Genomic DNA, 24352 nt, shown 5'->3' on the forward strand with positions numbered 1-24352 from the left:
AGCGAAGGTATCCGGCCCAACAGGGTCTTTCGGGAATCTGCAGTCATTCATCACGCAAGCAGCCAATGAAGGAGACGTCATGGCCCAGTTCAGTGCATCAGGCAGCTCAGCCCTGCCGCAATACGAAGAGCAGGCACCCGGACACGATCCGGACATGCCCGCCGGTTACAGCGACCGCCTCTACAACGAAGACCTCGCCCCGCTCAAGAACCAGACCTGGGGCGCCTACAACATCTTTGCTTTCTGGATGTCCGACGTGCACAGCGTCGGCGGCTACGTGTTCGCCGGCAGTCTGTTCGCGCTCGGCCTGACGAGCTGGCAGGTGCTGGTGTCGCTGTTGATCGGCATCGGCTTCGTCAATGTGCTGTGCAACCTGATCGCGAAGCCGAGCCAGGTCGCGGGCGTGCCGTATCCGGTCGCGTGCCGCGCTACCTTCGGCGTGCTCGGCGCTAACATTCCGGCCGTGATCCGCGGCCTCATTGCGGTGGCGTGGTACGGCATCCAGACCTATCTCGCCTCGAGCGCACTGGTGATCGTGGTGCTGAAGTTCGTGCCTTCGCTGATGCCTTATGCCGATGTCCACAAGTACGGCTTCGTCGGGCTCTCCGCGCTCGGCTGGGCGGGCTTCATGCTGCTGTGGGTGCTGCAGGCCGTCGTGTTCTGGCGCGGCATGGAGATGATCAAGAAGTTCATCGACTTCGCCGGTCCCGCCGTCTACGTGGTCATGTTCATGCTCGCCGGCTACATGGTGTGGCGCGCCGGCATCAGGAACATCGGCCTGAACCTCGGCGGCGTGAAGTATCACGGCATGGAAGTGATCCCGGTGATGATCACCGCGATCTCGCTGGTCGTGTCGTACTTCTCCGGCCCGATGCTCAACTTCGGCGACTTCTCGCGCTACGGCAAGAGCTTCCGCAGCGTCAAGCGCGGCAATTTCTGGGGACTGCCCGTCAACTTCCTGGCGTTCTCGCTGGTGACAGTCATCACCACCGCGGCCACCTTGCCGGTGTTCGGCCAGCTGATCACCGATCCGGTGGAAACCGTCGGCCGCATCGATCATCCGACCGCCGTGATCCTCGGCGCGCTGACCTTCACGATCGCCACCATCGGCATCAACATCGTCGCGAACTTCGTTTCGCCGGCCTTCGACTTCTCGAATGTCGCGCCGAAGCTCATCAGCTGGCGCATGGGCGGCATGCTCGCGGCGACCGCGTCGATCTTCATCACGCCGTGGAACCTGTTCAACAACCCGGCCGTGATCCATTACACGCTGGATATCCTGGGCAGCTTCATCGGACCGCTGTACGGCGTGCTGATTCTCGACTTCTACATGGTCAAGCGCGGCAAGCTCGCCGTCGACGATCTCTACACCGTTTCCGAGGAAGGCCGCTACTGGTACACAAAGGGCGTGAACCGCCGTGCGGTGATGGCGCTGCTGCCGGCCGCGGTGATCGCGATCCTGTGCGTGATGCTGCCGTCGCTCGAAGGCGCTGCGAACTTCTCGTGGTTCATCGGTGCGGGCCTGGGCGCGGTGTTCTATTACTTCCTCGCGGACCGCAAGCATCCGGTCTGATGCCGTGAACCGACAAGAACCTGAGAGCCTTTTCGAAGCAGTACGTGGAGAACCGCAATGCGCATCAAACTGATCAACCCCAACACGACGCAGCGCATGACCGACGCCATGGGCCACTGCGCCCGGCAGGTGGCCGCGCCCGGCACGGAGATCGTGGCGGTAAGCCCGACGATGGGCCCGCCGTCGATCGAAGGCTATTACGACGAAGCGGTGGCCTCGCTCGGCCTGCTGGCCGAGATCGAGGCAGGAGAGAAGCAGGGTTTCGACGGCTACGTGATCGCCTGTTTCGGCGATCCCGCCCTGTACGCAGCGCGCGAACTGGCGCGTGGACCGGTGATCGGCATCGCGGAGGCCGCGATGCACGCGGCGAGCGTGATCGCGCCGGGCTTCTCGGTGGTGACGACCTTGCAGCGCACCGTCGGCATGGCGTGGCATCTGGCGGAGCGCTACGGCATGTCGCGCTTCTGCAAGAACGTTCGCGCCACCGACGTCGCCGTGCTCGAACTGGACGAACCGGGCTCGTCGGCGCGGCAAACGATCATCGACGAATGCCGGCGTGCGCTCGACGAGGACGGCTCGGACGCCATCGTGCTCGGCTGCGCGGGCATGGCGGAGTTCTGCCGCGAAGTGGAGGACGCGGTGGGCGCGCCGGTCGTGGAGGGCGTCACGGCGGCCGTGAAATGGACCGAGGCGCTCGTCGCGCTGAAACTGCACACCGCCAAGCGCGGTGACTACGCGCGGCCGCTGGCGAAGCGCTACGACGGCGTGCTGGCCGATTTCAGTCCGCGCTGAGCCTGCACCGGCGCGCCGGCGGGTTCCACATACCGCTGGCGTGACCCGGATTATCTGCCCTGATGTATGGGCGCGTCCGGGTCTTTTGGCTACACTGAATCGTCAACAATCCCGCTTTTTCAACGCCAGACTGCGAACGCCCAGCCATGTCACACGATCCGAACTATCCACGCGACCTGATCGGCTACGGCCGCCACCCGGTCCAGGCCAACTGGCCGGGGAATGCACGCATCGCCGTGCAATTCGTGCTCAATTACGAGGAAGGCGGCGAGAACTGCGTGCTGCACGGCGATCCGGGCTCGGAGCAGTTCCTGTCGGAGATCGTCGGCGCGGCGTCGTATCCGTCGCGTCACATGAGCATGGAGTCGATCTACGAATACGGCTCGCGCGCGGGCGTGTGGCGCATCCTGCGCGAGTTCGAGAAGCGCGGTTTGCCGCTCACCATTTTTGGCGTTGGCATGGCCATCGAACGTCATCCGGAACTGGCGAAGGCGTTCGTCGAACTGGGACATGAGATTGCGTGCCATGGCTATCGCTGGATTCACTATCAGGACATGTCGGCGGAGCGCGAGGCGGAACACATGCGCCTCGGCATGGAAGCGATCGAACGCGTGACCGGCGTGCGGCCGCTCGGCTGGTACACCGGCCGCGACAGCCCCAACACGCACCGGCTGGTGGCGGAATACGGCGGCTTCCTCTATGACTCCGACAACTACGGCGACGACCTGCCGTTCTGGACCGAAGTGGAAGTGACGGGCGGCGAGAAGAAACCGCATCTGATCCTGCCGTACACGCTCGACACCAACGACATGCGCTTTGCGACGCCGCAAGGCTTCAATACCGGCGATCACTTCTTCACCTATCTGAAGGACGCGTTCGACGTGCTGTACGCCGAGGGCGACGAAGCGCCGAAGATGCTCTCGATCGGCATGCATTGCCGTCTGCTGGGGCGTCCGGGCCGCTTCCGCGGTCTGCAGAAGTTCCTCGATCACATCGAGCAGCACGACCGCGTGTGGGTCACGCGGCGCGTGGACATCGCGCGGCACTGGCGCGAGCACCATCCTTTCGATCAATCCAGCAACGGGACGGCGGCATGAAGGCGATGCACTACTCACTCGACCAACTCAATTCCATGCCCGCCGACACCTTCGTGACGGTGCTCGCCGGCATCTTCGAACATTCGCCGTGGGTGCCGGAAGCGGCGGCGCGGCAGCGTCCCTTCAAGGACATCGACACGCTGCATGCGGCGATGTCGCGCATCGTCGAGACAGCGGGCGAAGAGAAGCAACTCGCGCTGATCAACGCCCACCCGGAACTCGCAGGCAAGGCGGCGGTGCGCGGCGAACTGACCGCCGAGTCCACGCGCGAGCAAAGCGGCGCGGGCCTCGACCTGTGCACGCAGGAAGAATTCGACAGGCTGCAATCACTCAATACGCGCTATCGCGAGAAGTTCGGCTTTCCGTTCATCCTCGCGGTGCGCGGCTATGACCGGCACGGCATCATCGCAAACTTCGAGCAGCGCGTGAATCACGATCGCGCCGAAGAGCTGCGCACGAGCCTCGACCAGATCTACCGGATCGCCCGTTTCAGGCTGAACGACCTGATCCAGGCTTGATCCGCCTTCACCGCCACGCTCCACGACAAGGACTTGATAAATGGCTATTCCGACACTCGATCCCAACGCACCCGAATTCACGCGCCGCCATGTGAACCTGGCGGATCCGCGTCTGGGCGCGCAGGCACTCGAGGCGAGCGACGATTTCTTCGCGCCGAAGGAGCGCATGCTGAATCCCGAGCCGGCCGTGTTCATTCCCGGCAAGTTCGACGATCACGGCAAGTGGATGGACGGCTGGGAAACCCGCCGCAAGCGTTCGACCGGCTATGACTGGTGCATCGTCAAGCTGGCGCGGCCGGGCGTGATCAAGGGCATCGATCTCGATACGAGCCACTTCACCGGCAACTTCCCGCCGGCGGCATCGATCGAGGGCGCGCATGTGATCGAAGGCGCGCCGAACCAGTCGACGCAGTGGACCGAGATCGTGCCGTCCACGACCTTGCAGGGCAACAACCATCACTATCTGGACGTGAAGACGGAGCAGCCGTTCACGCATCTGCGCGTGAACATCTATCCGGACGGCGGCATCGCGCGGCTGCGCGTCTATGGCCAGCCGCAGCTCGACTGGAGCCGTGCGGACCGCAACACGCTGGTCGATCTCGGCGCGATGGAAAACGGCGCCTATCTGGTCGGCACCAACAACCAGCACTTTGGCTTGGCCTCGACGCTGCTGATGCCGGGCCGCGGCGTCAACATGGGCGACGGCTGGGAAACGCGCCGCCGCCGCGAACCGGGCAACGACTGGTGCATCGTCGCGCTGGCGCAACCGGGCATCATCAAGAAAGTGGAAGTGGATACCGCGCACTTCAAGGGCAACTATCCCGACCGTTGCTCGCTCCAGGCGGCGTATGTGAAGGGCGGCACGGACAGCTCGCTCGTCACGCAGGCGATGTTCTGGCCGGTCCTGCTCGGCGAACAGAAGCTGCAGATGGACAAGCAGCATTTCTTCGAATCCGAGCTCGAAGCGCTCGGTCCGGTGACGCACGTGCGCTTCAACATTTTCCCTGACGGTGGCGTGTCGCGCCTGCGTCTTTTCGGAACCCTGGCATCATGAAGAAACTCGTCATCGAACCGTTGACGCGCGCTGCATTCGAGCCGTTCGGCGATGTCATCGAGCTCGATGGCGCGAAGCAGATCCCGATCAACCTCGGCACGACGATCCGCTTCCACGATCTGTGCCGTGTCGATGTGACGGACGGCGGCGGTCACGCGATCGTCAATCTCTTTCGCGGGCAGCCGCGCGCGCTGCCGTTCGAATGCAGGATGCTGGAACGGCATCCGTTCGGCAGCCAGGCGTTCATTCCGCTGGATGACCGGCCGACTCTGGTGGTCGTCGCGCCCGCGGGCGATCTCGACGAAACGAAGATTCGCGCTTTCGTCACGCGCGGCTGGCAGGGCGTCAACTACGCGAAGGGCGTATGGCATCACCCGTTGCTTGCGCTGGACAAGGTGAGCGATTACATCGTCGTCGATCGTGGCGGCGGCGAAGGGCATAACCTCAACGAGCAGGACCTGAGAGAGTCGTTGTGGCTGACTGAAGAAGCGATGCGCTGAGACGCGTCTGCGTGTGAGCAGGGAAGGACCGGTTGCAGTCGCGCCGGTCCTTTTTGTTTTGGGGCGTTAAGATAGGCGGCTCATTTCCCCGACGACCCACACACGATGATCGATCTGCGCAGCGATACCGTTACCCGTCCCAGTCAGGCCATGCTCGCCGCGATGTCGGCGGCCGAAGTCGGCGACGACGTCTGGGGCGACGATCCTACCGTCCTCAAGCTCCAGGCGACGCTCGCCGAACGCACCGGCAAGGAAGCCGGACTGTTCTTTCCGAGCGGCACGCAAAGCAATCTCGCGGCACTGATGGCGCATTGCGCGCGCGGCGACGAGTACATCGTCGGGCAGGCGGCGCATACCTACAAGTACGAAGGCGGCGGCGCCGCGGTGCTGGGCAGCATCCAGCCGCAACCCATCGAGAACGCGGCGGACGGCTCGCTGCCGCTCGACAAGATCGCGGCGGCCATCAAGCCGATCGACAATCACTTCGCGCGCACGAAGCTGCTCGCGCTCGAGAACACCATCGGCGGGAAGGTGCTGCCGGCGTCGTATGTCGACGAGGCGACGCATCTTGCACGCGCTCGCGGTCTGTCGGCGCATCTGGACGGCGCGCGCGCATTCAATGCGGCGGTGGCGTCGGGCAAGCCGATTGCGGACATCTGCGCGCCGTTCGACAGTGTGTCGATCTGTTTTTCGAAGGGGCTCGGTGCGCCGGTCGGCTCGGTGCTGGTGGGGCCGCGTGCGTTGCTGGACGTGGCGGGCCGCTGGCGCAAGGTGCTGGGCGGCGGGATGCGGCAAGCGGGGTTGCTCGCGGCCGCTTGTCTGCATGCGCTGGACCATCATGTCGAAGGGCTCGCGCGGGATCACGAGAACGCCGAGCGCCTCGCCGCAGGGCTCGCGCAGATCGAGCCGATCAAGGTGCTGTCGCAGGCTACGAACATGGTGTTCGCGCAGATTCCTGAAGCGCATTGTGCTTCGTTGGAGGCGTATCTGAAGGAGCGGGGCATTCTGATGCAGATGCTGTATGCGTCGCGGTTTGTGACGCATCGGGATGTGTCGCGGGACGACATCGATACGGTGATTCAGGCGGTCAAGGGGTACTTTGCGCGGTGAGGTGTTTAACGGCCCCCGCCGCTTGCCGACGCGGCGGGTCATCGGCCAGTGATGGCCAGAAAAGAAACAGCCCGCGCGCGGCGGGCTGTTAAAGAGGCGGGGCGGAGAATACTGCGGAACAACGTCCAGTCCAGCACACCCAGACCCCTTTTTTGGGATGTTGGAGAAAAATCATCCAACTGCGTCGCTAGAATAGCCGTTTTCTTCTGTCATGGCAACTTCGATGCGTCTCGACTTCAGGATCGATCCCGCTCATCGGCTGACTCTTCAGCAGAATTTTTTCTGCGAGTGCTGGTTCAATCTCGTACACGAAGCGTCCCTTGACGCCTTCCGCGTGCGGGCGATGAACCCGTTGAACGTGCTTCGCGAATTGCTCAAGATGACAAGCGCCGAGCACGCCGGCGACAGCGATATCGGTCGGGTGGCGGCAGAGGCGGTTCACATTCTTTCGGAGTCGGCCGTCCTAGAGGATGACGCATTTGCGCCAAGTCACGGACATCTGCTTGCGCTTCTGAGCGGCGCGAGGCCGAAGCATTTCGAACAGATGAGTGAAAGCGAGGCGAGCAAGAGCTGGGGGCAGGCACTGGCGCGCCAGCGCTCGCTCATCGACGCCTTCGGAAGGGAGCTCGAATACGCTCTCGAACAGCACTATGTGCCGATGAGCATCGCATGGCTGCGCCGAGAACTCGCCGTGACGGATGATGAAGGTGGCCTGGACGTGATTGCCGCGAAACTCCAGAAAATCGAAAGCGTGCTCGACCTGCTGCTCAGCACCTCGATTAACCAGGGATGGAGCATCGAGTCGCTCTTCATGCTTTATCGCCTGGTGCTCGTGCCGACGCTCAAGGATCGGAACGGTACGCCCGCTTACGATTTCGACTCGGCCTTGGTCGCGGTATGCGAGCGGCTGAGCGCAGCGCCGAAGCCCTATCGCGTCACTTTTGCGATCAGCAACGTCAGCAAACCTGATCAGTTCCCGGAGCGGGTCGGCGACATCGAGTTCGGATCTTCGGCACCTGATCTCGGGGCCGATTCGAGCAGTTTCGTCAAGCGCTATGCGCAGCCTGGTGGAGGGAGACTGTTCGCGACCATGACGGTATCGGCGCAGGACGGCCGGATTGCGGGAACGATTGCCAGTGATCGGATCGGGCAGGTCCTTGATGTCGTCCGATACGACTATGAACGCAAGAACGTGCAGTTGGCAGACAGCTTTCTCGTAGAGAAGCGCGACAAGCACATGCTCCTGCAGCTGGCCGGCACGGTGCCTAATCCGGATTCGGTGCTCAGTGCAACGCAGCTGGATGATTTCATGCGCCGGCTGCAAGCGCTCGCCAGTAGCGACACGTTGTCGTCCGACGCCAAGGACCGGATTTACTCGGCTTTTCGCCTCTATCGAATCGGCGCCGACACCCCGAACTTCGAAAACAAGCTGGTCAACTGGTGGACCGCGGTCGAATTTCTTGCCAAGGGGAGCGGCTCCACTGGCAGCGGCATTGGTGCTGGCGTCGAGCATGCCCTTGCGCCGACCGTCACGCTTTCCTATTTGCCCAAACATCTGTCAGCGTTGCGAGCCATCCTTGTCGCATTGAAGATCGAGCTGCGTGACGCCGACGGGCGCCGGATCGAACTCAAACACATCGGATTGTCGGAGATCAACAGGCTTCTGAAGGACATGGGGTGCCGGAACGAGATCGAAAGAGTGTGCTCATCGCGTCCGTTCATCTGGCACCGGACGCGCCGGTTCCTAGGAATAGCGACGGATTGCGCCAGGCTCTCGGCGGCGCTGACGAGTCACGAGCGACGCGTACGCTGGCATGTGCAGCGCATCTACCGGGCGCGATGCGACATCGTTCACAGCGCGCAACGCATGGTCGACGCAACCTTGCTCTGCGCGAATCTCGAGTTCTATCTGAAGACTGTCCTGTCGACGTTCCTGGAGGCGCTGCATCGCCATCCGACGTTGCGTGGCCCAAAGGAATTTTTCGATCGTCAGGAGCACGCCTATCGCCAGATGATCGGCGAATTGGCGAACAGCGAGAGCGCGGTTCTCACGGGCATGCTGAAAAACAAGGATGCGCTTTCCGCTTCCACCGCGTGACAGGGCAGGGACGCAATGTACTGTGCGGTCTGCGCACTCAAGTAAAAACCCCACAACGCACGCGCGCTGCGGGGTTCCTGGAGGAACTCGGGCACCACCTTACTCCACCGCCCCTCCAGCAAACCAAGCCGCCACCTTCTGCCGCTCGGCATCGGTCATCTGCGTGACGTTCCCCAAAGGCATCGCCTTAAGCGTCACCGCCTGCTGATTCACACGCTGCGCGTTCTGCTTGATCTCCGCCGGCGTATCCAGCAACACACCCGCCGGAGCACTGCCCATCATCGTCGGATGCGCGGAATGACACGTCGCGCAGCGCTGCTGAATGATCGGCTGGATATCTGCGACCTTGATCGTCGGCGCACCGGCGGCCTGCGCGACGGGCATCGTCGGCGCGGGCATGGTCCACGCAAACGCGCCCAGCACCAGCACCAGTCCCGCGACCGGCATGTACCACAGCACCTGGCCGCGATGACGCATCACGAAGAACTGGCGGATCAGCGCGCCGGCCAGCATGATCAGCACCAGGATCAGCCAGTTGAACTTGTGCGTGTAGGTCATCGCATAGTGGTTCGACAGCATCGCGAACACCACCGGCAGCGTGAAATACGTGTTGTGCACCGAGCGCTGCTTGCCGCGCTTGCCGTAGATGGCATTCGGCGTTTCGCCCTTGAGCATCGCGGCGACCATCTTGCGCTGCCCCGGAATGATCACGAAGAACACGTTCGCCGACATGATGGTCGCGATCATCGCGCCGGTGATCAGGTAGGCGGCACGGCCCGCGAACACGTGGCACGCGATGAACGCCGCCACCAGCACATACACGCCCACGCAGATGCCGAGCAGCTTGTCGTTGGTGCCGAGCAGGCGGCACAGCGTGTCATACACGATCCAGCCGGCCATCAGGAAGCCCAGCGCCGCCGACACCGCAACCACCGGACCCATGTCCAGCACGCTCTTGTCGATCAGATACGTCGACGGCGACAGCAGATACAGCACGAAGAAGAGGCCGAAGCCGGACATCCACGTCGTGTACGACGGCCAGAACGACCAGTGCAGGTTCTCCGGCATGTCCTGCGGCGCGACGGAATACTTCTGCATGTGATAGAAACCGCCGCCGTGTACGTGCCAGAAGTCGCCGAACACGCCGCGACGGCGCGCGTTCGGGTCGGTCGGCGGTTTCAGGCTGTTATCCAGGGCGACGAAGTAGAACGATTCGCCGATCCAGGCGATCGCCACGATGACGTGCAGACAGCGCAATACGAGATTGAGCCAGTCGGTGACAAAGCCTTCCATGTACTCCTCCACTACCGATTTGTTTTATGCGCGCCATCTGCGAGGGGACCAGGGGCAGGGCGCGAAGTCATTGTCCTTAGGCGTGTTCAGCTGCCGCGATACGTGCTGTACGCCCACGGCGAAACCAGCAGCGGCACGTGATAGTGCGACGCCGCGTCCGCGATGCCGAAACGCAGCACCACGCGGTCGACGAAGCGCGGTTCGGGCACTTTCACCCCCAGCTTCGCGAAGTAATCGCCGGCATGAAACACGAGTTCATATTCGCCGATGCGGAATTCGGCGCCTTCGAGCAGCGGCGCATCGGCGCGGCCGTCGTCGTTGGTGTGGATGGTCTTGAGCGCGCGGCGCGTGTCGCCGTCGAGCGCGAACAGTTCGACCTGAAGATGCGCGCCCGGGCGGCCGTGCGCGGTGTCGAGGACGTGGGTAGTGAGCTTGCCCATTCGCAGTTTCCTTGAGTTATGCGAGATCTGGCGGAGCGCTGATCCGAAATTCCGCGTCCCCGGGGCGGGGTGCGTGTGCGGCGGATCGAGGCTCCACGTCAGTGGCTACATACCCGTCGGCGTTTCGGATGCGCGCCGTGTACAGCATTGTAGGAAGTCGCCGCGCGCTGTGCGCCCGCGATAGGAAAGATAATGCCCAACGCATGAGCGCGGTCCGAACAGCCCTCGCGCGCATCTGCCGGGTCTCCCGGCGATGCTAACCGCGCCAAAAATCAGGAATATATCGGCGGGCTGAGGACGACCATGACGGGCGTCTGATTGCGTCCGATTTTTTGGCTGCGGACAGTGGCAGTGCGCGCACGATATCTGGATACTGTGCCGCGTCCCGAAGACGGCGACCGACGCTGGGTAACCGGGGCTCAACCGGACCTCAACGCCGTTTTAAGGAGAAACAATCGATGCAAGCCAGAACCCTGCTGGTCAAAAACGCCCACATGCTCGTCACGATGGACGCGCAGCGCCGCGAAATCGCTGACGGCGGACTGTTCATCGAAGGCAACCGCATTGTCGCGGTTGGCCCGACGAGCGAACTGCCGTCCACTGCCGACGACATCCTCGACATGCGCGGCCAGCTCGTGATCCCGGGCCTCGTCAACACGCACCATCACATGTACCAGAGCCTGACGCGCGCCATTCCCGCCGCGCAGAACGCCGAGCTGTTCGGCTGGCTCACGAACCTCTACAAGATCTGGGCGCATCTCACGCCGGAGATGATCCACGTCTCCACCCAGACCGCGATGGCTGAGCTGCTGCTCTCCGGCTGCACGACGTCCAGCGATCATCTTTATATCTACCCGAACGGCAGCCGGCTCGACGACAGCATCGCGGCCGCGCACGAGATCGGCATGCGCTTTCATGCGGCGCGCGGCAGCATGAGCGTCGGGCAGAAGGACGGCGGTTTGCCGCCCGATTCCGTCGTCGAAAAGGAAGACGCGATCCTGAAGGACACGCAGCGCCTCATCGAGACGTATCACGACGCCGGCCGCTATGCGATGCTGCGCGTCGTCGTGGCGCCGTGCTCGCCGTTCTCCGTGAGCCGCGAATTGATGCGCGATGCCGCGCTGCTCGCGCGCGAACACGGTGTCTCGCTGCACACCCATCTGGCCGAAAACGTCAACGACGTCGCCTACAGCCGTGAGAAATTCGGCATGACGCCCGCCGAATACGCGGAGGATCTCGGGTGGGTTGGCCATGACGTATGGCACGCGCACTGCGTGCAGCTGGACCGCGCGGGCATCGAACTGTTTGCGCGCACCGGCACCGGCGTCGCGCATTGCCCGTGCTCGAACATGCGGCTGGCCTCCGGCATCGCGCCGATTCGCGCCATGCGCGATGCCGGCGTGCCGGTGGGGCTCGGCGTGGACGGCTCCGCGTCGAACGACGGCGCGCAGATGGTCGCGGAAGTGCGCCAGGCCTTGCTCTTGCAGCGCGTGGGCTTCGGCCCCGAAGCGATGACCGCGCGCGAGGCGCTCGAAATCGCGACGCTCGGCGGCGCGAAGGTGCTGAATCGCGACGACATCGGCGCACTCGCGCCCGGCATGGCGGCGGACTTCGTGTCGTTCGACCTGGCGCAGACGGCGTTCGCGGGCGCGCTGCACGATCCGGTGGCGGCGCTGGTGTTCTGCGCGCCGTCGCAGGTATCGACGAGCGTGATCGACGGCAAGGTCGTCGTGAAGGACGGCCGCCTGACGACGCTCGATCTCGGCGCGGTCGTCGAACGGCACAACCGTCTGGCGGGCGAGCTGGCGAACCACGCGTAAAAAGCAGCGGGGCGCCCGAAGGCGCCCCGTGCGGCATCACGGCTGATCGATCAGCGAGCGCGTCGCCTCCGCGACCAGCCCGCGCAGCCAGCGGACTTCATCGGAGTAATGGCAGCGCTCGTGCCACAGCTGGTAGTACTGCATCGGCGGGAAATCCAGCGGCGCGGGCACGACGGCCAGCGGCAGGAAGCGCGCGTAATGATCCGCGAAGAGTCGCGTCGTCGTGAACACGAGGTCCGACTTGATCAGCACGTAAGGCGCGAGATTGAAGTACGGCAGCGTCACGACCACATGGCGCTTGAGCCGCTCGCGCGCCAGATGCACGTCGATCGCGCCGCGCTGGCCGACGGAATAGGGCGTCGGCGCAAGATGCGGGGCGTTCAGGTACTGGTCGAGCGTCAGGCCGCCGCGCTTGGCGAAGGGATGCGTATTGCTGACGAGACAGACGATCTTGTCGACGAACAGATTGGACAGGTGCAGTTGCTCGGGCGGTTCCGGCCAGTTGCCGACGACGATGTCGAGCTTGCCGTCTTCCAATGCAAGTTCGTAGTCGAACGCCGGGCCGAGCGAATGAAATTCGAGCGTGGCGTCGGGCGCGGCCTGGCGAAAGCGTTCGACGACCGTCGGCACGAACAGCACGTTGAGATAATCGGGGCAGCCGATGCGATAACACCGGACCGACGTCGACGGGTCGAAGTTGTGCTGCTGCACCTTGATGCGCTCGATTTCGCGCAAGGCGTTCTGGGTGGGTTCGAGGAGGCGCAGGCCGTATTCGGTGGGCACCATGCCGGACTTGCCGCGTACCAGCAGCGGGTCGCCGGTGATGTCGCGCAGGCGGCGCAGCGCTGCACTGATGGCCGGTTGCGACTGGTTGAGCTTGACGGCCGCGCGGGTCACGCTGCGTTCCATCAGCAGAGTGTGCAAGACGCGCAATAAGTAAGTATCGATCGCCTCGCGTTGCTGACTCATGTTATCTCCACTATACGTTCTGCCTGATATAAGCAGGGGTTGTCCATATCATTTTTAATATGTAGCAAAAATTTCGTCAAGGTGTGGCTTACCCGCAAAACCTGACTGCGCGTGATTTGGCGCGTTATTTTGAGTGATCGACTTGGAGACCCGAATTCTGTACATTCTGCCCGCGGCCCGATTTGCGTGACGTCCATTTGTCGCGCGCCGGTTTCGCGGTAACTTTTTCCAGCCTGGCCTGCTCGGTGGCCGGGCGCATTTCTGGATCTCAATGGGCGACGCCATCCAATCGTCGACGACGCCACCGCGCCTGGCGTTGTCAGGCATCAGCAAGCAGTATCCGTCGGTCAAGGCGAACGACGGCGTGAATCTGGTCGTCATGCCGGGTGAAATTCACGCCGTGCTGGGCGAAAACGGCGCGGGCAAGTCCACGCTGATGAAGATCATCTACGGCGCCGTGCGGCCCGACGAAGGCGAGATCCGCTGGGAAGGCGAGGCCATCGAAATCGGCAGCCCGGCGGCGGCGCGCAAGCTCGGCATCGGCATGGTGTTCCAGCATTTCTCGCTGTTCGAAACACTGACGGTGGGCGAGAACATCGCGCTCGCGCTCGACGACAAGTTCGACATGAAGGCGCTCGGCAAGCGCATTCGCGAGGTGTCGAAAGACTATGGGCTCGATGTCGATCCGCAGCGCCATGTCCACAGCCTGACGGTCGGCGAACGGCAGCGCGTGGAGATCGTGCGCTGCCTGCTGCAGAATCCGCGTCTGCTCATCATGGACGAGCCCACGTCGGTGCTCACGCCGCAGGCCGTCCAGAAGCTGTTCAAGGTGCTGCGCCGGCTCGCGTCCGAGGGCTGCAGCATTCTCTACATCAGCCACAAGCTCGACGAAATCCAGTCGCTCTGCGAGAACGCCACCGTGATGCGCGGCGGCCGCGTGACCGGCAATGCCGATCCGCGCCGTGAAACGCCGGCGTCGCTCGCGCAGATGATGGTCGGCCATTCGCTGCCAGACTACACGCGGCGCGAGCACCGGCCGGGCGAGATCCGGCTCGCGGTGAAGAACCTCTCGGCGGCGAGCCCGGATCCGTTCGGCACGTCGCTCGACAACGTCTCGTTCGCCGTGCACGCGGGCGAGATCTTCGGGATCGCGGGCGTGTCGGGCAACGGCCAGGCCGAACTGCTGGCGGCGCTCTCGGGCGAGATCCGCGACAAGCACATTGCCGCCGATGCCGTGTCGATCTGCGGCAAGCCCGCTGCGCGCCTGAGCGCGGGCGGACGGCGGCGGCTGGGCTTTGCGTTCGTGCCGGAAGAGCGGCTCGGACGCGGCGCGGTCCCGGCAATGTCGCTTGCGGATAACGGCCTGCTCACGGCCCACAGGGAAAACATGGTGCGCGGCGGCTGGATTCGCTCGGGCGCCGTGCAGGCGTTCGCGGACCGCTGCATCCAGTCCTTCGACGTGCGCTGCGGCGGCAGCGGCGCGCTCGCGCAGAGCCTGTCGGGCGGCAACCTGCAGAAGTTCATCGTCGGGCGCGAGATTCTCCAGGAGCCGAAGGTACTGGTGGTCGCGCAGCCCACCTGGGGCGTCGATGTCGGCGCGGCGGGCTTCATCCGTCAGCAACTGCTCGATCTCGCGGCACGCGGCGTCGCGATTCTTGTGATCTCCGAGGAACTGGAAGAACTCTTCGACATCTGCGACCGGCTCGCGGTGATCGCGGGCGGCAAGCTCTCGCCGGTGCGCCCGACCAGCGAAACCAACGCGGAAGAGATCGGCCTGTTCATGGCCGGCCTGTTCGACGGCAAGCGCGCGCAGGCGGCCGAACTCGATTCACTCCCGAAGTAAGCGAACGATGATCTTTCCCTATCGACTCGAAGCGCGCCCGACGCCGTCGCGCGCCATGCAGCTTGCCGTGCCGGTGGTCGCCGCGGTCGCGACGCTCGTCATCGGCTTTCTGATTTTCAGCCTCGTCGGCCAGGATCCGCTGCGCGCGATGCATGCGTTCTTCATCGAACCGCTGTCGAGCGTCAACGGCTGGTCGGAACTCGTGCTGAAGGCGTCGCCGCTGTGCCTGATCGGCCTGGGGCTTGCCGTCGGCTATCGCGCGAACGTGTGGAACATTGGCGCGGAAGGGCAGATGCTGCTGGGCGGCATCGTCGCGGGCGGGATCGCGATCCATGCCGGCGATGCCTCCGGCTGGTGGACGCTGCCGCTGATGATGGTGGGCGGCGTGGTCGGCGGGATGCTGTGGGCGGCGATTCCGGCGTTGCTCAAGAGCCGTTTCAACACCAACGAAATCCTGACGAGCCTGATGCTCACCTACGTCGCGGCCCAGTTGCTGATCTATCTGGTGAGCGGCCCGTGGCGCGATCCGGACGGCATGAACTTCCCGATCTCGGCCATGTTCGGCGACGACGCGCTGTTCCCGCGCCTCTACGGCGACTGGCATTGGGCGTGGCTCAAGGGCACGCGCATCAACGCGTCGGTGTTTCTCACGGCAATCGCGATTCCCTGCGTGTGGGTCTTCATGCGCAAGAGCTTCGCGGGCTTCCGGATGAACGTCGGCGGCCTCGCGCCGCTTGCCGCGCGCTATGCCGGCTTTTCCGACAAGAAGACCATCTGGACCTCGTTGATGCTCTCGGGCGGCCTCGCGGGCCTGGCGGGCATGGGCGAGGTCGCCGGGCCGATCGGCCAGTTGCAGGCGGGCTGGTCGCCCGGCTATGGCTTCACGGCGATCATCGTCGTGTTCGTCGGGCGGCTGCATCCGGTGGGCATCGTGCTCGCGAGTCTGCTGATGGCGCTGCTCTATCTCGGCGGCGAAGCCGTGCAGACCTCGCTGCAACTGCCGCAGGCGCTCGCGGGCGTGTTCCAGGGCCTGCTGCTGTTCTGCCTGCTCGGCTGCGATCTCTTTGTGAATTACCGCATTACGCGGCGCACGGCGCATCACGCCGCTTAACGAGGGTTGAAGACCATGGATATCAATCAGGCCAGCAACCTCGCCTCGAGCGCCGTCATCGCCGCGATCCCGCTGATGTACGCCGGCGCGGGCGAACTCGTCGCCGAGAAGTCGGGCGTGCTCAACCTCGGTGTGGAAGGCATGATGCTGATGGGCGCCGTCACCGGCTACGCCGTCACCGCGCTCACCGGCAGCCCGTGGCTCGGCATCGTCGCCGCGGTGTTCGCCGGACTCGCGATGGCGCTGCTGTTCGGCTTTCTCACCATCACGATGCTCGCCAACCAGGTCGCCACGGGCCTCTCGCTGACGATCTTCGGCATCGGCTTTTCGGCCTATGTCGGCAAGCCGTACACCTCGGCCGCGGTGCGCGCGAGCATCGACGTGATGCCGATTCCCGGCCTGTCGTCCATTCCCGTGCTCGGCCCGGCGGTGTTCTCGCTCACGCCGCTCGGCTATCTCGCGTTCATCATGTTCGCGGTGATCGGCTGGTTCCTCTACAAGACGCGCGCGGGACTCGTGCTGCGCTCGGTCGGCGAGTCGCCGGCGGTCGCGCATTCGGTGGGCTTTCCGGTCGTCGGCGTGCGCTACGGCGCGACGCTGTTCGGCGGCGCGATGGCCGGCATCGCGGGCGGCTATTACTCGATCGTCTATCTGCACGTCTGGCAGGAGCAACTGACCTCGGGACGCGGCTGGATCGCACTCGCGCTCGTCGTGTTCGCGACCTGGCGGCCGGGACGCCTGCTGATCGGCGCGCTGCTGTTCGGCGCGGTAATGGCGCTGCAGTTCTACGCGCAGGCCATCGGCGTGCCGGTGCCCACGCAGTTCCTCGCGATGCTGCCGTATATCGCGACGATCGTCGTGCTGGTGCTGATCTCGCGCAACCCGAACACCATCAAGCTCAATGCGCCGGCATCGCTGGGCAAGCCGTTTTTCGCGGCGAGCTAGCGGCCCGTCACGGCACGCACGGCGGTTTCGTCCGTTTTTTTGGCCGACCACACTCTGTCACACGCACAACCGATTCACACAACATCGACCAGGAGAATCACAATGAATAAACCATGGCTCAAGGCCGTCGCCGCGACGGTCGCGCTGTCGGCCAGCGTCGCCGCGATGAGCACGCAGGCCGCCGATGCGCCGGGCGTCGCGTTCGTCTATCTCGGCAATCCGGGCGATGCCGGCTGGACCTTCGCACACGACGCGGGCAGCAAGGAAGCCGAGGCCAAGTACGGCAGCAAGATCAAGATCACGCGTGTGGAGAACGTGCCGGAATCGGCCGATTCGGAACGCGTGTTCCGCGATCTCGCCAACAAGGGCAACAAGGTGATCTTCGCGACGAGCTTCGGCTATCAGGATTTCGCGCTGAAGGTCGCGAAGGACTTTCCCGACACCACGTTCCTGACGGCCACCGGCTTCAAGAAGGCGAAGAACTTCGGCACCTATGACGTGCGCATGTATCAGGGCGCGTATCTCGCGGGCGTCGCGGCTGGGTACGTGACTAAGACCAACACGCTTGGCTTCGTCGCCTCGGTGCCGATTCCGGAAGTGGTGCGCAACATCAATGCGTACACGCTGGGCGCGCGCTCGGTGAATCCGAAGATCCACACGAAGGTCATCTGGATCAACAGCTGGTTCGATCCGGGCAAGGAAAAGCAGGCGGCTGAAACGCTGATCGGCCAGGGCGCCGACGTGCTGTTGCAGAACACGGATTCGAACGCGACGCTCAACACGGCCGCCGAGAAACACGTGTATGCCTTTGGCTGGGATTCGAACATGAAGAAGTTCGGTCCGAACGCGCATCTGGGTTCGGTGGTCGCGCACTGGGGCGTCTATTACAACGACGTGATCCAGAAGGTGATCGACGGCAAGTGGAAGAACGATCCGGTGTGGCTCGGCATCCCGCAGAAGGCCGTGGATCTCGAAGACCTGAACACGGGCGTGATTCCCGCGAAGGCGGTGCAGGCCGTCGCCGCGAAGCGTGACGAACTGCATGGCGGCAAGTGGGATGTGTTCAGCGGTCCGATCAAGGATCAGTCGGGCGCGGAGAAGGTGCCGGCCGGCAAGACGCTGACGGATCCGGAACTGCAACGCATCAACTGGTACGTCGAAGGCGTGGACGGTTCGCTGCCGAAGTAAGGATGCTGGCGAGGCGGTCTATCGGGCCGCCATCAAGACAAAAGCCGCGCTTCGTTGCGAAACGAAGCGCGGCTTTTGTCAATCGGCGTGTGAACGTGTCAATCCTCGAGACGGATGCCGACCTTGAGCGTCACCTGCCAGTGCGCGACCTTGCCGTCCTCCACGTGGCCGCGCGTTTCCGTGACTTCGAACCAGTGAATGTTGCGCAGCGTCTTCGAGGCTTTGGCCAGCGCGACGCGCACGGCGTCGTCGCTGGACTGGGGCGAGGAACCGGTGAGTTCGATCTGCTTGTAGACGTGTTCCGACATGGTGTTCTCCGTTCTTGATGATGGGCGGCGCGAATGGCCGGTGGCGTCGCGAGAAGCTTGCAATGTCGTTGCAGCAAGGCGCGCGCCATTGCCTGTGGCGGCGCGCGGCTTTCATTAGAGAGCATGCAGGCGTGCGGGAATAGTCGGGGTTTGTGCGAGGACGCGCCCGAGCCAGGGTCATGAACGCATCGGGCCTCGCAGGGAGGCCCGATCGATTCATGCGTTGCGCTACGAAAAATTCTGAGCGCTTCAGCGCAGCGGACGTGAGGCGGCGTCGCCCGCATCCTGCCGGCGCGCGCCGCGCCGCCTGCGCGCCGAGACGGTCGCGCCGAAGTCGTTCAGGATCTGGGTACGGGCGCGGCTTGCGAAAACCAGGAAGCCGAAGCCGTTGGCTTCATACCAGTAGCCGCCGTTCTCGAGTCCGTCGAGCGGCTGTTCGAGCGCATTGGTGATGGATTCGACACAGCGCCGGTGCAGTTCGTCGATGGCCGGATAAGGCGGCTGGGCGCCGCGCACGCTGCATAGAAGGACATCGAGTCCGGGCAATACATGGGCGTAGAGCACCGGTTCGTCCTGCGCACGAGCGCGCGCGATCTTGGTGTCTAGCTGACCGAAAGGCCTGAAATGCCGGAGCACGGCGAGAAATGACTCGTCGCCGTCGGCTTTCACGCGTCTACGCTTTTTCGGGAAGGACATAAAAACTCGCCTGAAAAAGAATTGCAAGAAACGCAGCGTCCTCATGCGGCCACTCCCGTCTTGCGCGCCGCACGTCGATCTTTTATAGCGCATCGATGTGAATAGGTCACGGTGATTCGGGCCAAGGATCACGACCGGCGATTTGCACGGTCTCCTGCCTGATTGCACGATCCTGGCGCACGATTCATGCCGTTGACCGATTGGCGGCCCGCTTGGCATCCATCTGGGCATCCCTCTGAGCATCTAATCCCAATAATAGTCCCGCTCCTGCCCGCAAGAACAGCTTTCGTAAAGAAAAAAGCGGCAGGGCGCACTAATGGACACCCACGGGACGCCCACGTAAGTGGGCTACTGTGGATGGAGACCCGCGCACGCCGCGCGGGTTCCTGAAAATCCCGACGGATTGGCCGACTAGACGCGCGGCGCGTTCTTCAGTTCGTCGCGAATTTCGCGCAGCAGCAGCACGTCTTCCGGCGTGGACGGCGGCGGCGCGGCTTCGGTGGGCTTGCGCAGGTTGTTGATGAACTTGACCATCAGAAAGATGATGAACGCGAGGATGATGAAGTTAATCAGCACCGTGATGAACGAGCCATAGCCGAACACGGCCACGCCCGCGGTCTGCAGGTCCTTGTACGAATCCGGGTTGCCTTTGAAGGTTGGGGGTATGGGCCCGAGTTTGATGAACAGATTGGAAAAGTCGAGGCCGCCGGTGGCGAGGCCGACCACCGGCATGATCAGGTCTTTCACGACGGAGTTGACGATCGTCGAAAATGCGCCGCCGATGATGACGCCGACCGCGAGGTCCATGACGTTGCCCTTCAGGGCGAAGTTCTTGAATTCTTCGATCATGCTCATGCGCGGCTTCCTCCAGTTGAAGTTCGAAACGATGAATCGGGGTAGGGCGGCAGCAAGGGCTATGCCATTGAAACGCCGGCGAGCCGCGCCGCGTCGGGCATTGCGGCGTGGACAGCGTCCATGATAGTCAATTCGACCGCGAGCCGCCCGCGCACCGTCATTCCATCCTGTGATGCACGGGCCTTACTTCGCCGGCACGCGTCCCTGGCTGATCGCTGCGCAGAACGTGGCGTGATCGGCGACGGTCTGCGCGCCATAGCGCTCGGCCCAGGTCGCATAGGCGGCATCGAGCCTGTCCGAACTGCCGCAATAGCCGGCGATGAGCGCAGCATCGCCGGTGCGGGCGTGGGCGCGCGCGAGCAGCATGCCGAGGCACCAGGCGTAGAAATCGAAGGTGGCGCCGTGCAGCCAGTCAACCGGAATCGAGCCGCGAATCTGCTTCATCTGGCGTACGTAGAAGTCGCGGCCGGAAATCGTGGTCCAGCCGAGCAGCGCGTCGGACGAACTCTGCATCAGCCGCTGACCGTGCACGACACGCCGTCCCTGATGCTGATACGGTTCGTCCAGCGGCGGCACGAACGGCGCGGCGGCCGGCACGATGCCTTCCTTCACCTGCACGAACAGCGGATCGCCGAGCGCGCGGCCGAGCATCAGCACAAGGTAGGCGCGCGTGCCGACGCTGCCCACGCCGACCACCCGGTGCGCGACATCCGCGACATCGTAGCGTTCGAGCATCATGCGCCACTCGCCCGCGATGGTCTGCAGATAGGCCTTCAGGCCATCGATCACATGATTTTTCTCGGCGGCGTCGAGTTGCGTGAGGATCGGCGGATCCACCTTGAAGCGATAGCCTTTGCCCACCGGCTCGGCGACCTTCGCAAGCATGGTCGCGTGCGAACGCTTCATCGCGCGCTCGACGGTCTTCTCGATGGTGGCTTTCTCCTCGGCGTCGAGCCGGGTCGGCGCATCCATGTGCAGGGCGCTCGCATAGCTGCGCATCTGCCAGAGATCGTACGGATTCACCTGCCAGAGCGTCGCCATGGTCGTGCGATAGCCCGCGCACGCGGACCGCACCGCGCGCTCGCGTCCGGCCGCGTCCACGCCGTTCTCGCGCGCCGCGACATTGATGCTCGCAGTCAGGCGCTTCAGGTCCCATTCCCACGGTCCGACGAGTGTCTCGTCGAAGTCGTTCAGATCGAACACCACGTCCTGACGCGGCGTGCGGAAAAGGCCGAAATTATTGATATGGGCGTCGCCGTCGATGATGACGTTGTGTCCGATCGAAGGCGACTTCGCCAGGTCCCAGGCCATCACGGTGGCGGAGCCGCGCAGGAATGCGAACGGTGACTCCGCCATGCGCTGCATGCGCAGCGGAATGAGCCGCTCCTGCCGGCCGGCGTTGCCCGCGAGGACGCGCTCGACGGGATCGGGCCGAGCGGAGTCGGGCTGCCATGCGGCGTGCTGCTCGAACGGCACCGCGTCGCGCAGGGCGCGCCCGGCGGCGCGACTGGCTTCGGCCGTGCCGCCGGCCTGGGGATTCGTCGGGGTGGAACCAGGGCGCGTGGACAAGGCAGATTCTCCTTGGGACTTGAATGCGATGGAGCCTCGGGCAGATGCGGCAGGCGGACAAAGGCGTCATGGACAGGCACGTTTTACACGCTGTACGCGTCGGGTGGACGGCGTCGCACACGAGCACGCAACTCATCAACGGCTTGGGAAGCGCGAGCAAGGCGCGCGCCGCGCTGTTTCATGGGCACGCAAAATGCTCTTTTCGATCCGCCTTACACGTCCGCAATGCACGCAGCACACACCGTACGATCCCGACGCCGCGCGCGTCACTACTCGAATCCGATCATCTCATGCCGAACGAATACCGCATTGCCGAAGGCTCCCCGTTTCCGCTCGGCGCCACCTGGGACGGTAACGGCGTCAACTTCGCGCTGTTTTCCGCGAACGCCACCCGGGTCGACCTGTGCCTGTTCGACGATAAGGGCGAACAGGAACTGCAGCGCATCGAACTGCCCGAATACACCGACGAAGTCTGGCACGTCTATATCCCCGACCTCAAGCCCGGCGCCGTCTATGGCTACCGCGTGCATGGTCCTTACGAGCCGGAAGCCGGCCATCGCTTCAACCCGAACAAGCTGCTGCTCGACCCGTACGCGAAGGCGCATGTCGGCGAGCTGAAATGGGACCCGGCCGTGTTCGGCTATACGCTGCTCGCCGAAGGCGACGATCTCACCTTCGACGAACGCGACAGCGCGCCCTTCATGCCGAAGTGCCAGGTCGTCGACCAGAGCTTCTCCTGGACCCACGCCACCCGCGTGCGCGTGCCCTGGGAACACACGATCTTCTACGAAACCCACGTGCGCGGCTTCACGAAGCGCCATCCGGCGGTGCCCGAGCACCTGCGCGGCACCTTCGAAGGCCTCGGCCAGAAGGAAGTGGTGGAGTACATCAAGAGCCTTGGCGTGACGTCGGTCGAACTGCTGCCGATCCACGCGTTCGTCAACGACAGCCATCTCACCGACAAGGGCCTGACGAACTACTGGGGCTACAACACGATCGGCTTCTTCGCGGCGGACCCGCGTTACTTCGCGCGCGGCGCGGGCGTCGTCGCCGAATTCAAGGAGATGGTGGACCGCCTGCACGAAGCCGGTCTCGAAGTGATTCTCGACGTGGTCTACAACCACACGGCGGAAGGCAACGAGCGCGGCCCGACGCTGTCGTTCCGCGGCATCGACAACGCGTCGTACTACCGCCTGATGCCGGAAGAGTCGCGCTATTACATCAACGATACCGGCACCGGCAACACGCTGAACCTGTCGCATCCGCGCGTGCTGCAGATGGTCACCGACAGCCTGCGCTACTGGGTCACGGAGATGAATGTCGACGGCTTCCGCTTCGACCTCGCGACGATTCTCGGCCGCGAGCCCTACGGCTTCGACGAAGGCGGCGGGTTCCTTGACAGCTGCCGTCAGGATCCGATTCTGTCCAGCGTCAAGCTGATCGCCGAGCCGTGGGATTGCGGCCCGGGCGGCTATCAGGTCGGGGGTTTTCCGCCGGGCTGGGCCGAGTGGAACGATCGCTATCGCGACACGGTGCGCGCCTTCTGGAAGGGTGACGAAGGCGAAGCGCCCGAGCTGGCGACGCGCATGACCGCGTCCGGCGACAAGTTCAACAAGCGCGGCCGGCGCCCGTGGGCGAGCGTGAACTTCATCACGGCGCACGACGGTTTCACGCTGAACGATCTCGTCTCCTACAACGACAAGCACAACGAGGCGAACGGCGAAGACAACAAGGACGGCCATTCGGATAACAAGTCGTGGAACTGCGGCGCCGAAGGCCCGACCGACGATGCCGAGATCCGCACGCTGCGCGAGCGCCAGAAGCGCAACCTGCTGGCGACGCTGCTGTTTTCCCAAGGGACGCCAATGCTGCTGGCCGGCGACGAGTTCGGCCGTACGCAGCAGGGCAACAACAATGCGTATTGCCAGGACAACGACATCAGCTGGGTGAACTGGGACATCGATGAGAACGGTCTCGCGCTCACCGAGTTCGTGCGCAAGCTGACGACCTTGCGGCATACGCTGCCGGTGCTGCGCCGGCAACGTTTCCTGACGGGCGAATATCGCGAGGATCTGCAGGTCGCGGATGTCCGGTGGCTCAGCCCTAGCAGCGACGAGCTGACGCAGGAGCAATGGGACGATCCGAACATGCGCTGCTTCGGCGTGGTGATGGACGGGCGCGCGCAGGCGACGGGCATTCGCAAGCCGGCGTCGGATGCGACCTTGCTGCTGATCGTGAATTCGTACCACGATGTCGTCGACTTCACGCTGCCGGACATTCCGGGACCGGACGAGTGGATCTGTCTGATCGACACCAATGCGCCGGTCCGCGAGGAACTGCCGGTGTTCGGTTCCGACGATGTCTACCAGGTGACGGGCCGCTCGCTTCTGCTGTTCGCGCTTCAGCCGCGCGGCGCGACGCGACGCATCTTCAAGCGCCTGGAAGAAGCGCTGACGGATGAAATCCCGCCGCAGGACGAGTCGAAGCCGACGGATCAGTAAGGCGGCAGATGAGTCGCTGATCGGCGGGGCGGTATCATGCGATCTTTGCGATGGCAATCGAAGGCGGCGCGA

General features: G+C 63.9%; 21 protein-coding genes. 14 read left to right on the plus strand and 7 right to left on the minus strand.

The window, feature by feature from the left end; translation table 11 throughout:
• The first annotated feature begins 79 nt into the window (after window positions 1–79).
• From QCE83_RS05840 to QCE83_RS05875, 8 genes are all read left to right on the plus strand, one after another.
• Window positions 80–1573, plus strand: a complete 1494-nt coding sequence (locus QCE83_RS05840; protein ID WP_309808112.1) for an NCS1 family nucleobase:cation symporter-1 — start codon at window positions 80–82, stop codon at window positions 1571–1573.
• Window positions 1574–1630: 57 nt separating this feature from the next.
• Window positions 1631–2365 (plus strand): aspartate/glutamate racemase family protein, encoded by a 735-nt coding sequence (locus tag QCE83_RS05845; protein WP_309808113.1) that lies wholly within the window; start codon window positions 1631–1633, stop codon window positions 2363–2365.
• A gap of 146 nt (window positions 2366–2511) precedes the next feature.
• The gene (gene puuE, locus QCE83_RS05850) at window positions 2512–3462 is read left to right on the plus strand and encodes an allantoinase PuuE (protein WP_309808114.1); all 951 of its coding nucleotides are present in this window, start codon (window positions 2512–2514) and stop codon (window positions 3460–3462) included.
• A complete protein-coding gene (gene uraD, locus QCE83_RS05855; protein WP_309808115.1) occupies window positions 3459–3980 on the plus strand; it encodes a 2-oxo-4-hydroxy-4-carboxy-5-ureidoimidazoline decarboxylase in 522 nt (173 codons plus the stop codon). Before puuE ends, uraD begins: the two co-directional genes overlap by 4 nt.
• A gap of 40 nt (window positions 3981–4020) precedes the next feature.
• A complete protein-coding gene (alc, locus tag QCE83_RS05860; protein WP_309808116.1) occupies window positions 4021–5034 on the plus strand; it encodes an allantoicase in 1014 nt (337 codons plus the stop codon).
• The gene (locus QCE83_RS05865) at window positions 5031–5534 is read left to right on the plus strand and encodes an ureidoglycolate lyase (protein WP_309808118.1); all 504 of its coding nucleotides are present in this window, start codon (window positions 5031–5033) and stop codon (window positions 5532–5534) included. The genes alc and QCE83_RS05865 overlap by 4 nt, the downstream gene beginning before the upstream one ends.
• Window positions 5535–5639: 105 nt before the next feature.
• Window positions 5640–6644, plus strand: a complete 1005-nt coding sequence (gene ltaE / locus QCE83_RS05870; RefSeq protein ID WP_309808119.1) for a low-specificity L-threonine aldolase — start codon at window positions 5640–5642, stop codon at window positions 6642–6644.
• Between the two features lie 223 nt (window positions 6645–6867).
• Window positions 6868–8742, plus strand: a complete 1875-nt coding sequence (locus tag QCE83_RS05875) for a hypothetical protein (RefSeq protein ID WP_309808120.1) — start codon at window positions 6868–6870, stop codon at window positions 8740–8742.
• Between the two features lie 99 nt (window positions 8743–8841).
• On the opposite strand, the gene QCE83_RS05880 is transcribed toward QCE83_RS05875, so the two are convergent.
• Entirely contained in the window at window positions 8842–10035 is a 1194-nt protein-coding gene (locus tag QCE83_RS05880; RefSeq protein ID WP_309808121.1) for a urate hydroxylase PuuD, read from the minus strand.
• 86 nt (window positions 10036–10121) lie between these two features.
• Complete coding sequence (uraH, locus tag QCE83_RS05885; protein ID WP_309808122.1) at window positions 10122–10475, minus strand: hydroxyisourate hydrolase; 354 nt, start codon at window positions 10473–10475, stop codon at window positions 10122–10124.
• A gap of 458 nt (window positions 10476–10933) precedes the next feature.
• On the opposite strand from uraH, the gene QCE83_RS05890 reads away from it, so the two are divergent.
• Window positions 10934–12295, plus strand: coding sequence for an 8-oxoguanine deaminase (locus tag QCE83_RS05890; protein ID WP_309808123.1), 1362 nt, complete (start codon window positions 10934–10936; stop codon window positions 12293–12295).
• 36 nt (window positions 12296–12331) lie between these two features.
• Here the strand turns inward: QCE83_RS05890 and QCE83_RS05895 are convergent, their stop codons facing one another.
• Window positions 12332–13264, minus strand: coding sequence for a LysR substrate-binding domain-containing protein (locus QCE83_RS05895; protein ID WP_061124662.1), 933 nt, complete (start codon window positions 13262–13264; stop codon window positions 12332–12334).
• Between the two features lie 271 nt (window positions 13265–13535).
• Between QCE83_RS05895 and QCE83_RS05900 the strand changes: the two genes are divergently transcribed.
• The 4 genes from QCE83_RS05900 (at window position 13536) to QCE83_RS05915 (ending at window position 18351) form a co-directional block, all read left to right on the plus strand.
• A complete protein-coding gene (locus tag QCE83_RS05900) occupies window positions 13536–15107 on the plus strand; it encodes an ABC transporter ATP-binding protein (RefSeq protein WP_309808124.1) in 1572 nt (523 codons plus the stop codon).
• A 7-nt stretch (window positions 15108–15114) separates the two neighbouring features.
• A complete protein-coding gene (locus QCE83_RS05905) occupies window positions 15115–16218 on the plus strand; it encodes an ABC transporter permease (protein ID WP_309808125.1) in 1104 nt (367 codons plus the stop codon).
• A 15-nt stretch (window positions 16219–16233) separates the two neighbouring features.
• Window positions 16234–17163 carry an ABC transporter permease gene (locus QCE83_RS05910; protein WP_309808126.1) on the plus strand — a complete coding sequence of 310 codons (930 nt, stop codon included), beginning with the start codon at window positions 16234–16236 and terminating at the stop codon, window positions 17161–17163.
• Between the two features lie 102 nt (window positions 17164–17265).
• The gene (locus QCE83_RS05915) at window positions 17266–18351 is read left to right on the plus strand and encodes a BMP family ABC transporter substrate-binding protein (RefSeq protein WP_309808127.1); all 1086 of its coding nucleotides are present in this window, start codon (window positions 17266–17268) and stop codon (window positions 18349–18351) included.
• A gap of 98 nt (window positions 18352–18449) precedes the next feature.
• Here QCE83_RS05915 and QCE83_RS05920 read toward each other — a convergent pair whose 3' ends face one another.
• The 4 genes from QCE83_RS05920 to QCE83_RS05935 all read right to left on the minus strand — a co-directional run bounded on the left by QCE83_RS05920 (window position 18450) and on the right by QCE83_RS05935 (window position 21779).
• On the minus strand, window positions 18450–18659 hold the full coding sequence (locus QCE83_RS05920) for a dodecin (protein ID WP_309808128.1): 210 nt from the start codon (window positions 18657–18659) through the stop codon (window positions 18450–18452).
• 249 nt (window positions 18660–18908) lie between these two features.
• Window positions 18909–19400, minus strand: coding sequence for a hypothetical protein (locus tag QCE83_RS05925; RefSeq protein ID WP_309808130.1), 492 nt, complete (start codon window positions 19398–19400; stop codon window positions 18909–18911).
• Window positions 19401–19766: 366 nt separating this feature from the next.
• Complete coding sequence (mscL, locus tag QCE83_RS05930; protein WP_309808131.1) at window positions 19767–20210, minus strand: large conductance mechanosensitive channel protein MscL; 444 nt, start codon at window positions 20208–20210, stop codon at window positions 19767–19769.
• Between the two features lie 183 nt (window positions 20211–20393).
• Window positions 20394–21779: a DUF2252 domain-containing protein gene (locus QCE83_RS05935; RefSeq protein ID WP_309808132.1), complete on the minus strand. Its 1386-nt coding sequence runs from the start codon at window positions 21777–21779 to the stop codon at window positions 20394–20396.
• A 290-nt stretch (window positions 21780–22069) separates the two neighbouring features.
• Here QCE83_RS05935 and glgX point away from each other — a divergent pair, with 290 nt between their 5' ends.
• A complete protein-coding gene (gene glgX, locus QCE83_RS05940; RefSeq protein WP_309808133.1) occupies window positions 22070–24280 on the plus strand; it encodes a glycogen debranching protein GlgX in 2211 nt (736 codons plus the stop codon).
• The last annotated feature ends 72 nt before the right edge of the window (window positions 24281–24352 follow it).

Source organism: Caballeronia sp. LZ034LL (genome assembly GCF_031451215.1).
Lineage (GTDB): Bacteria > Pseudomonadota > Gammaproteobacteria > Burkholderiales > Burkholderiaceae > Caballeronia.

What these genes read in the sequence shown, in the direction of transcription:
- QCE83_RS05840 (WP_309808112.1), top strand. Translation starts at nt 80, where the DNA reads ATGGCCCAGTTCAGTGCATCAGGCAGCTCAGCCCTGCCGCAATACGAA.
- QCE83_RS05900 (WP_309808124.1), top strand. Translation starts at nt 13,536, where the DNA reads ATGGGCGACGCCATCCAATCGTCGACGACGCCACCGCGCCTGGCGTTG.
- alc (WP_309808116.1), top strand. Translation starts at nt 4,021, where the DNA reads ATGGCTATTCCGACACTCGATCCCAACGCACCCGAATTCACGCGCCGC.
- QCE83_RS05920 (WP_309808128.1), bottom strand. Translation starts at nt 18,659, where the DNA reads ATGTCGGAACACGTCTACAAGCAGATCGAACTCACCGGTTCCTCGCCC.
- glgX (WP_309808133.1), top strand. Translation starts at nt 22,070, where the DNA reads ATGCCGAACGAATACCGCATTGCCGAAGGCTCCCCGTTTCCGCTCGGC.
- QCE83_RS05895 (WP_061124662.1), bottom strand. Translation starts at nt 13,264, where the DNA reads ATGAGTCAGCAACGCGAGGCGATCGATACTTACTTATTGCGCGTCTTG.
- QCE83_RS05875 (WP_309808120.1), top strand. Translation starts at nt 6,868, where the DNA reads ATGCGTCTCGACTTCAGGATCGATCCCGCTCATCGGCTGACTCTTCAG.
- ltaE (WP_309808119.1), top strand. Translation starts at nt 5,640, where the DNA reads ATGATCGATCTGCGCAGCGATACCGTTACCCGTCCCAGTCAGGCCATG.
- mscL (WP_309808131.1), bottom strand. Translation starts at nt 20,210, where the DNA reads ATGAGCATGATCGAAGAATTCAAGAACTTCGCCCTGAAGGGCAACGTC.
- QCE83_RS05925 (WP_309808130.1), bottom strand. Translation starts at nt 19,400, where the DNA reads ATGAGGACGCTGCGTTTCTTGCAATTCTTTTTCAGGCGAGTTTTTATG.
- uraD (WP_309808115.1), top strand. Translation starts at nt 3,459, where the DNA reads ATGAAGGCGATGCACTACTCACTCGACCAACTCAATTCCATGCCCGCC.
- QCE83_RS05915 (WP_309808127.1), top strand. Translation starts at nt 17,266, where the DNA reads ATGAATAAACCATGGCTCAAGGCCGTCGCCGCGACGGTCGCGCTGTCG.
- uraH (WP_309808122.1), bottom strand. Translation starts at nt 10,475, where the DNA reads ATGGGCAAGCTCACTACCCACGTCCTCGACACCGCGCACGGCCGCCCG.
- QCE83_RS05910 (WP_309808126.1), top strand. Translation starts at nt 16,234, where the DNA reads ATGGATATCAATCAGGCCAGCAACCTCGCCTCGAGCGCCGTCATCGCC.
- QCE83_RS05890 (WP_309808123.1), top strand. Translation starts at nt 10,934, where the DNA reads ATGCAAGCCAGAACCCTGCTGGTCAAAAACGCCCACATGCTCGTCACG.
- QCE83_RS05845 (WP_309808113.1), top strand. Translation starts at nt 1,631, where the DNA reads ATGCGCATCAAACTGATCAACCCCAACACGACGCAGCGCATGACCGAC.
- QCE83_RS05905 (WP_309808125.1), top strand. Translation starts at nt 15,115, where the DNA reads ATGATCTTTCCCTATCGACTCGAAGCGCGCCCGACGCCGTCGCGCGCC.
- QCE83_RS05880 (WP_309808121.1), bottom strand. Translation starts at nt 10,035, where the DNA reads ATGGAAGGCTTTGTCACCGACTGGCTCAATCTCGTATTGCGCTGTCTG.
- QCE83_RS05865 (WP_309808118.1), top strand. Translation starts at nt 5,031, where the DNA reads ATGAAGAAACTCGTCATCGAACCGTTGACGCGCGCTGCATTCGAGCCG.
- puuE (WP_309808114.1), top strand. Translation starts at nt 2,512, where the DNA reads ATGTCACACGATCCGAACTATCCACGCGACCTGATCGGCTACGGCCGC.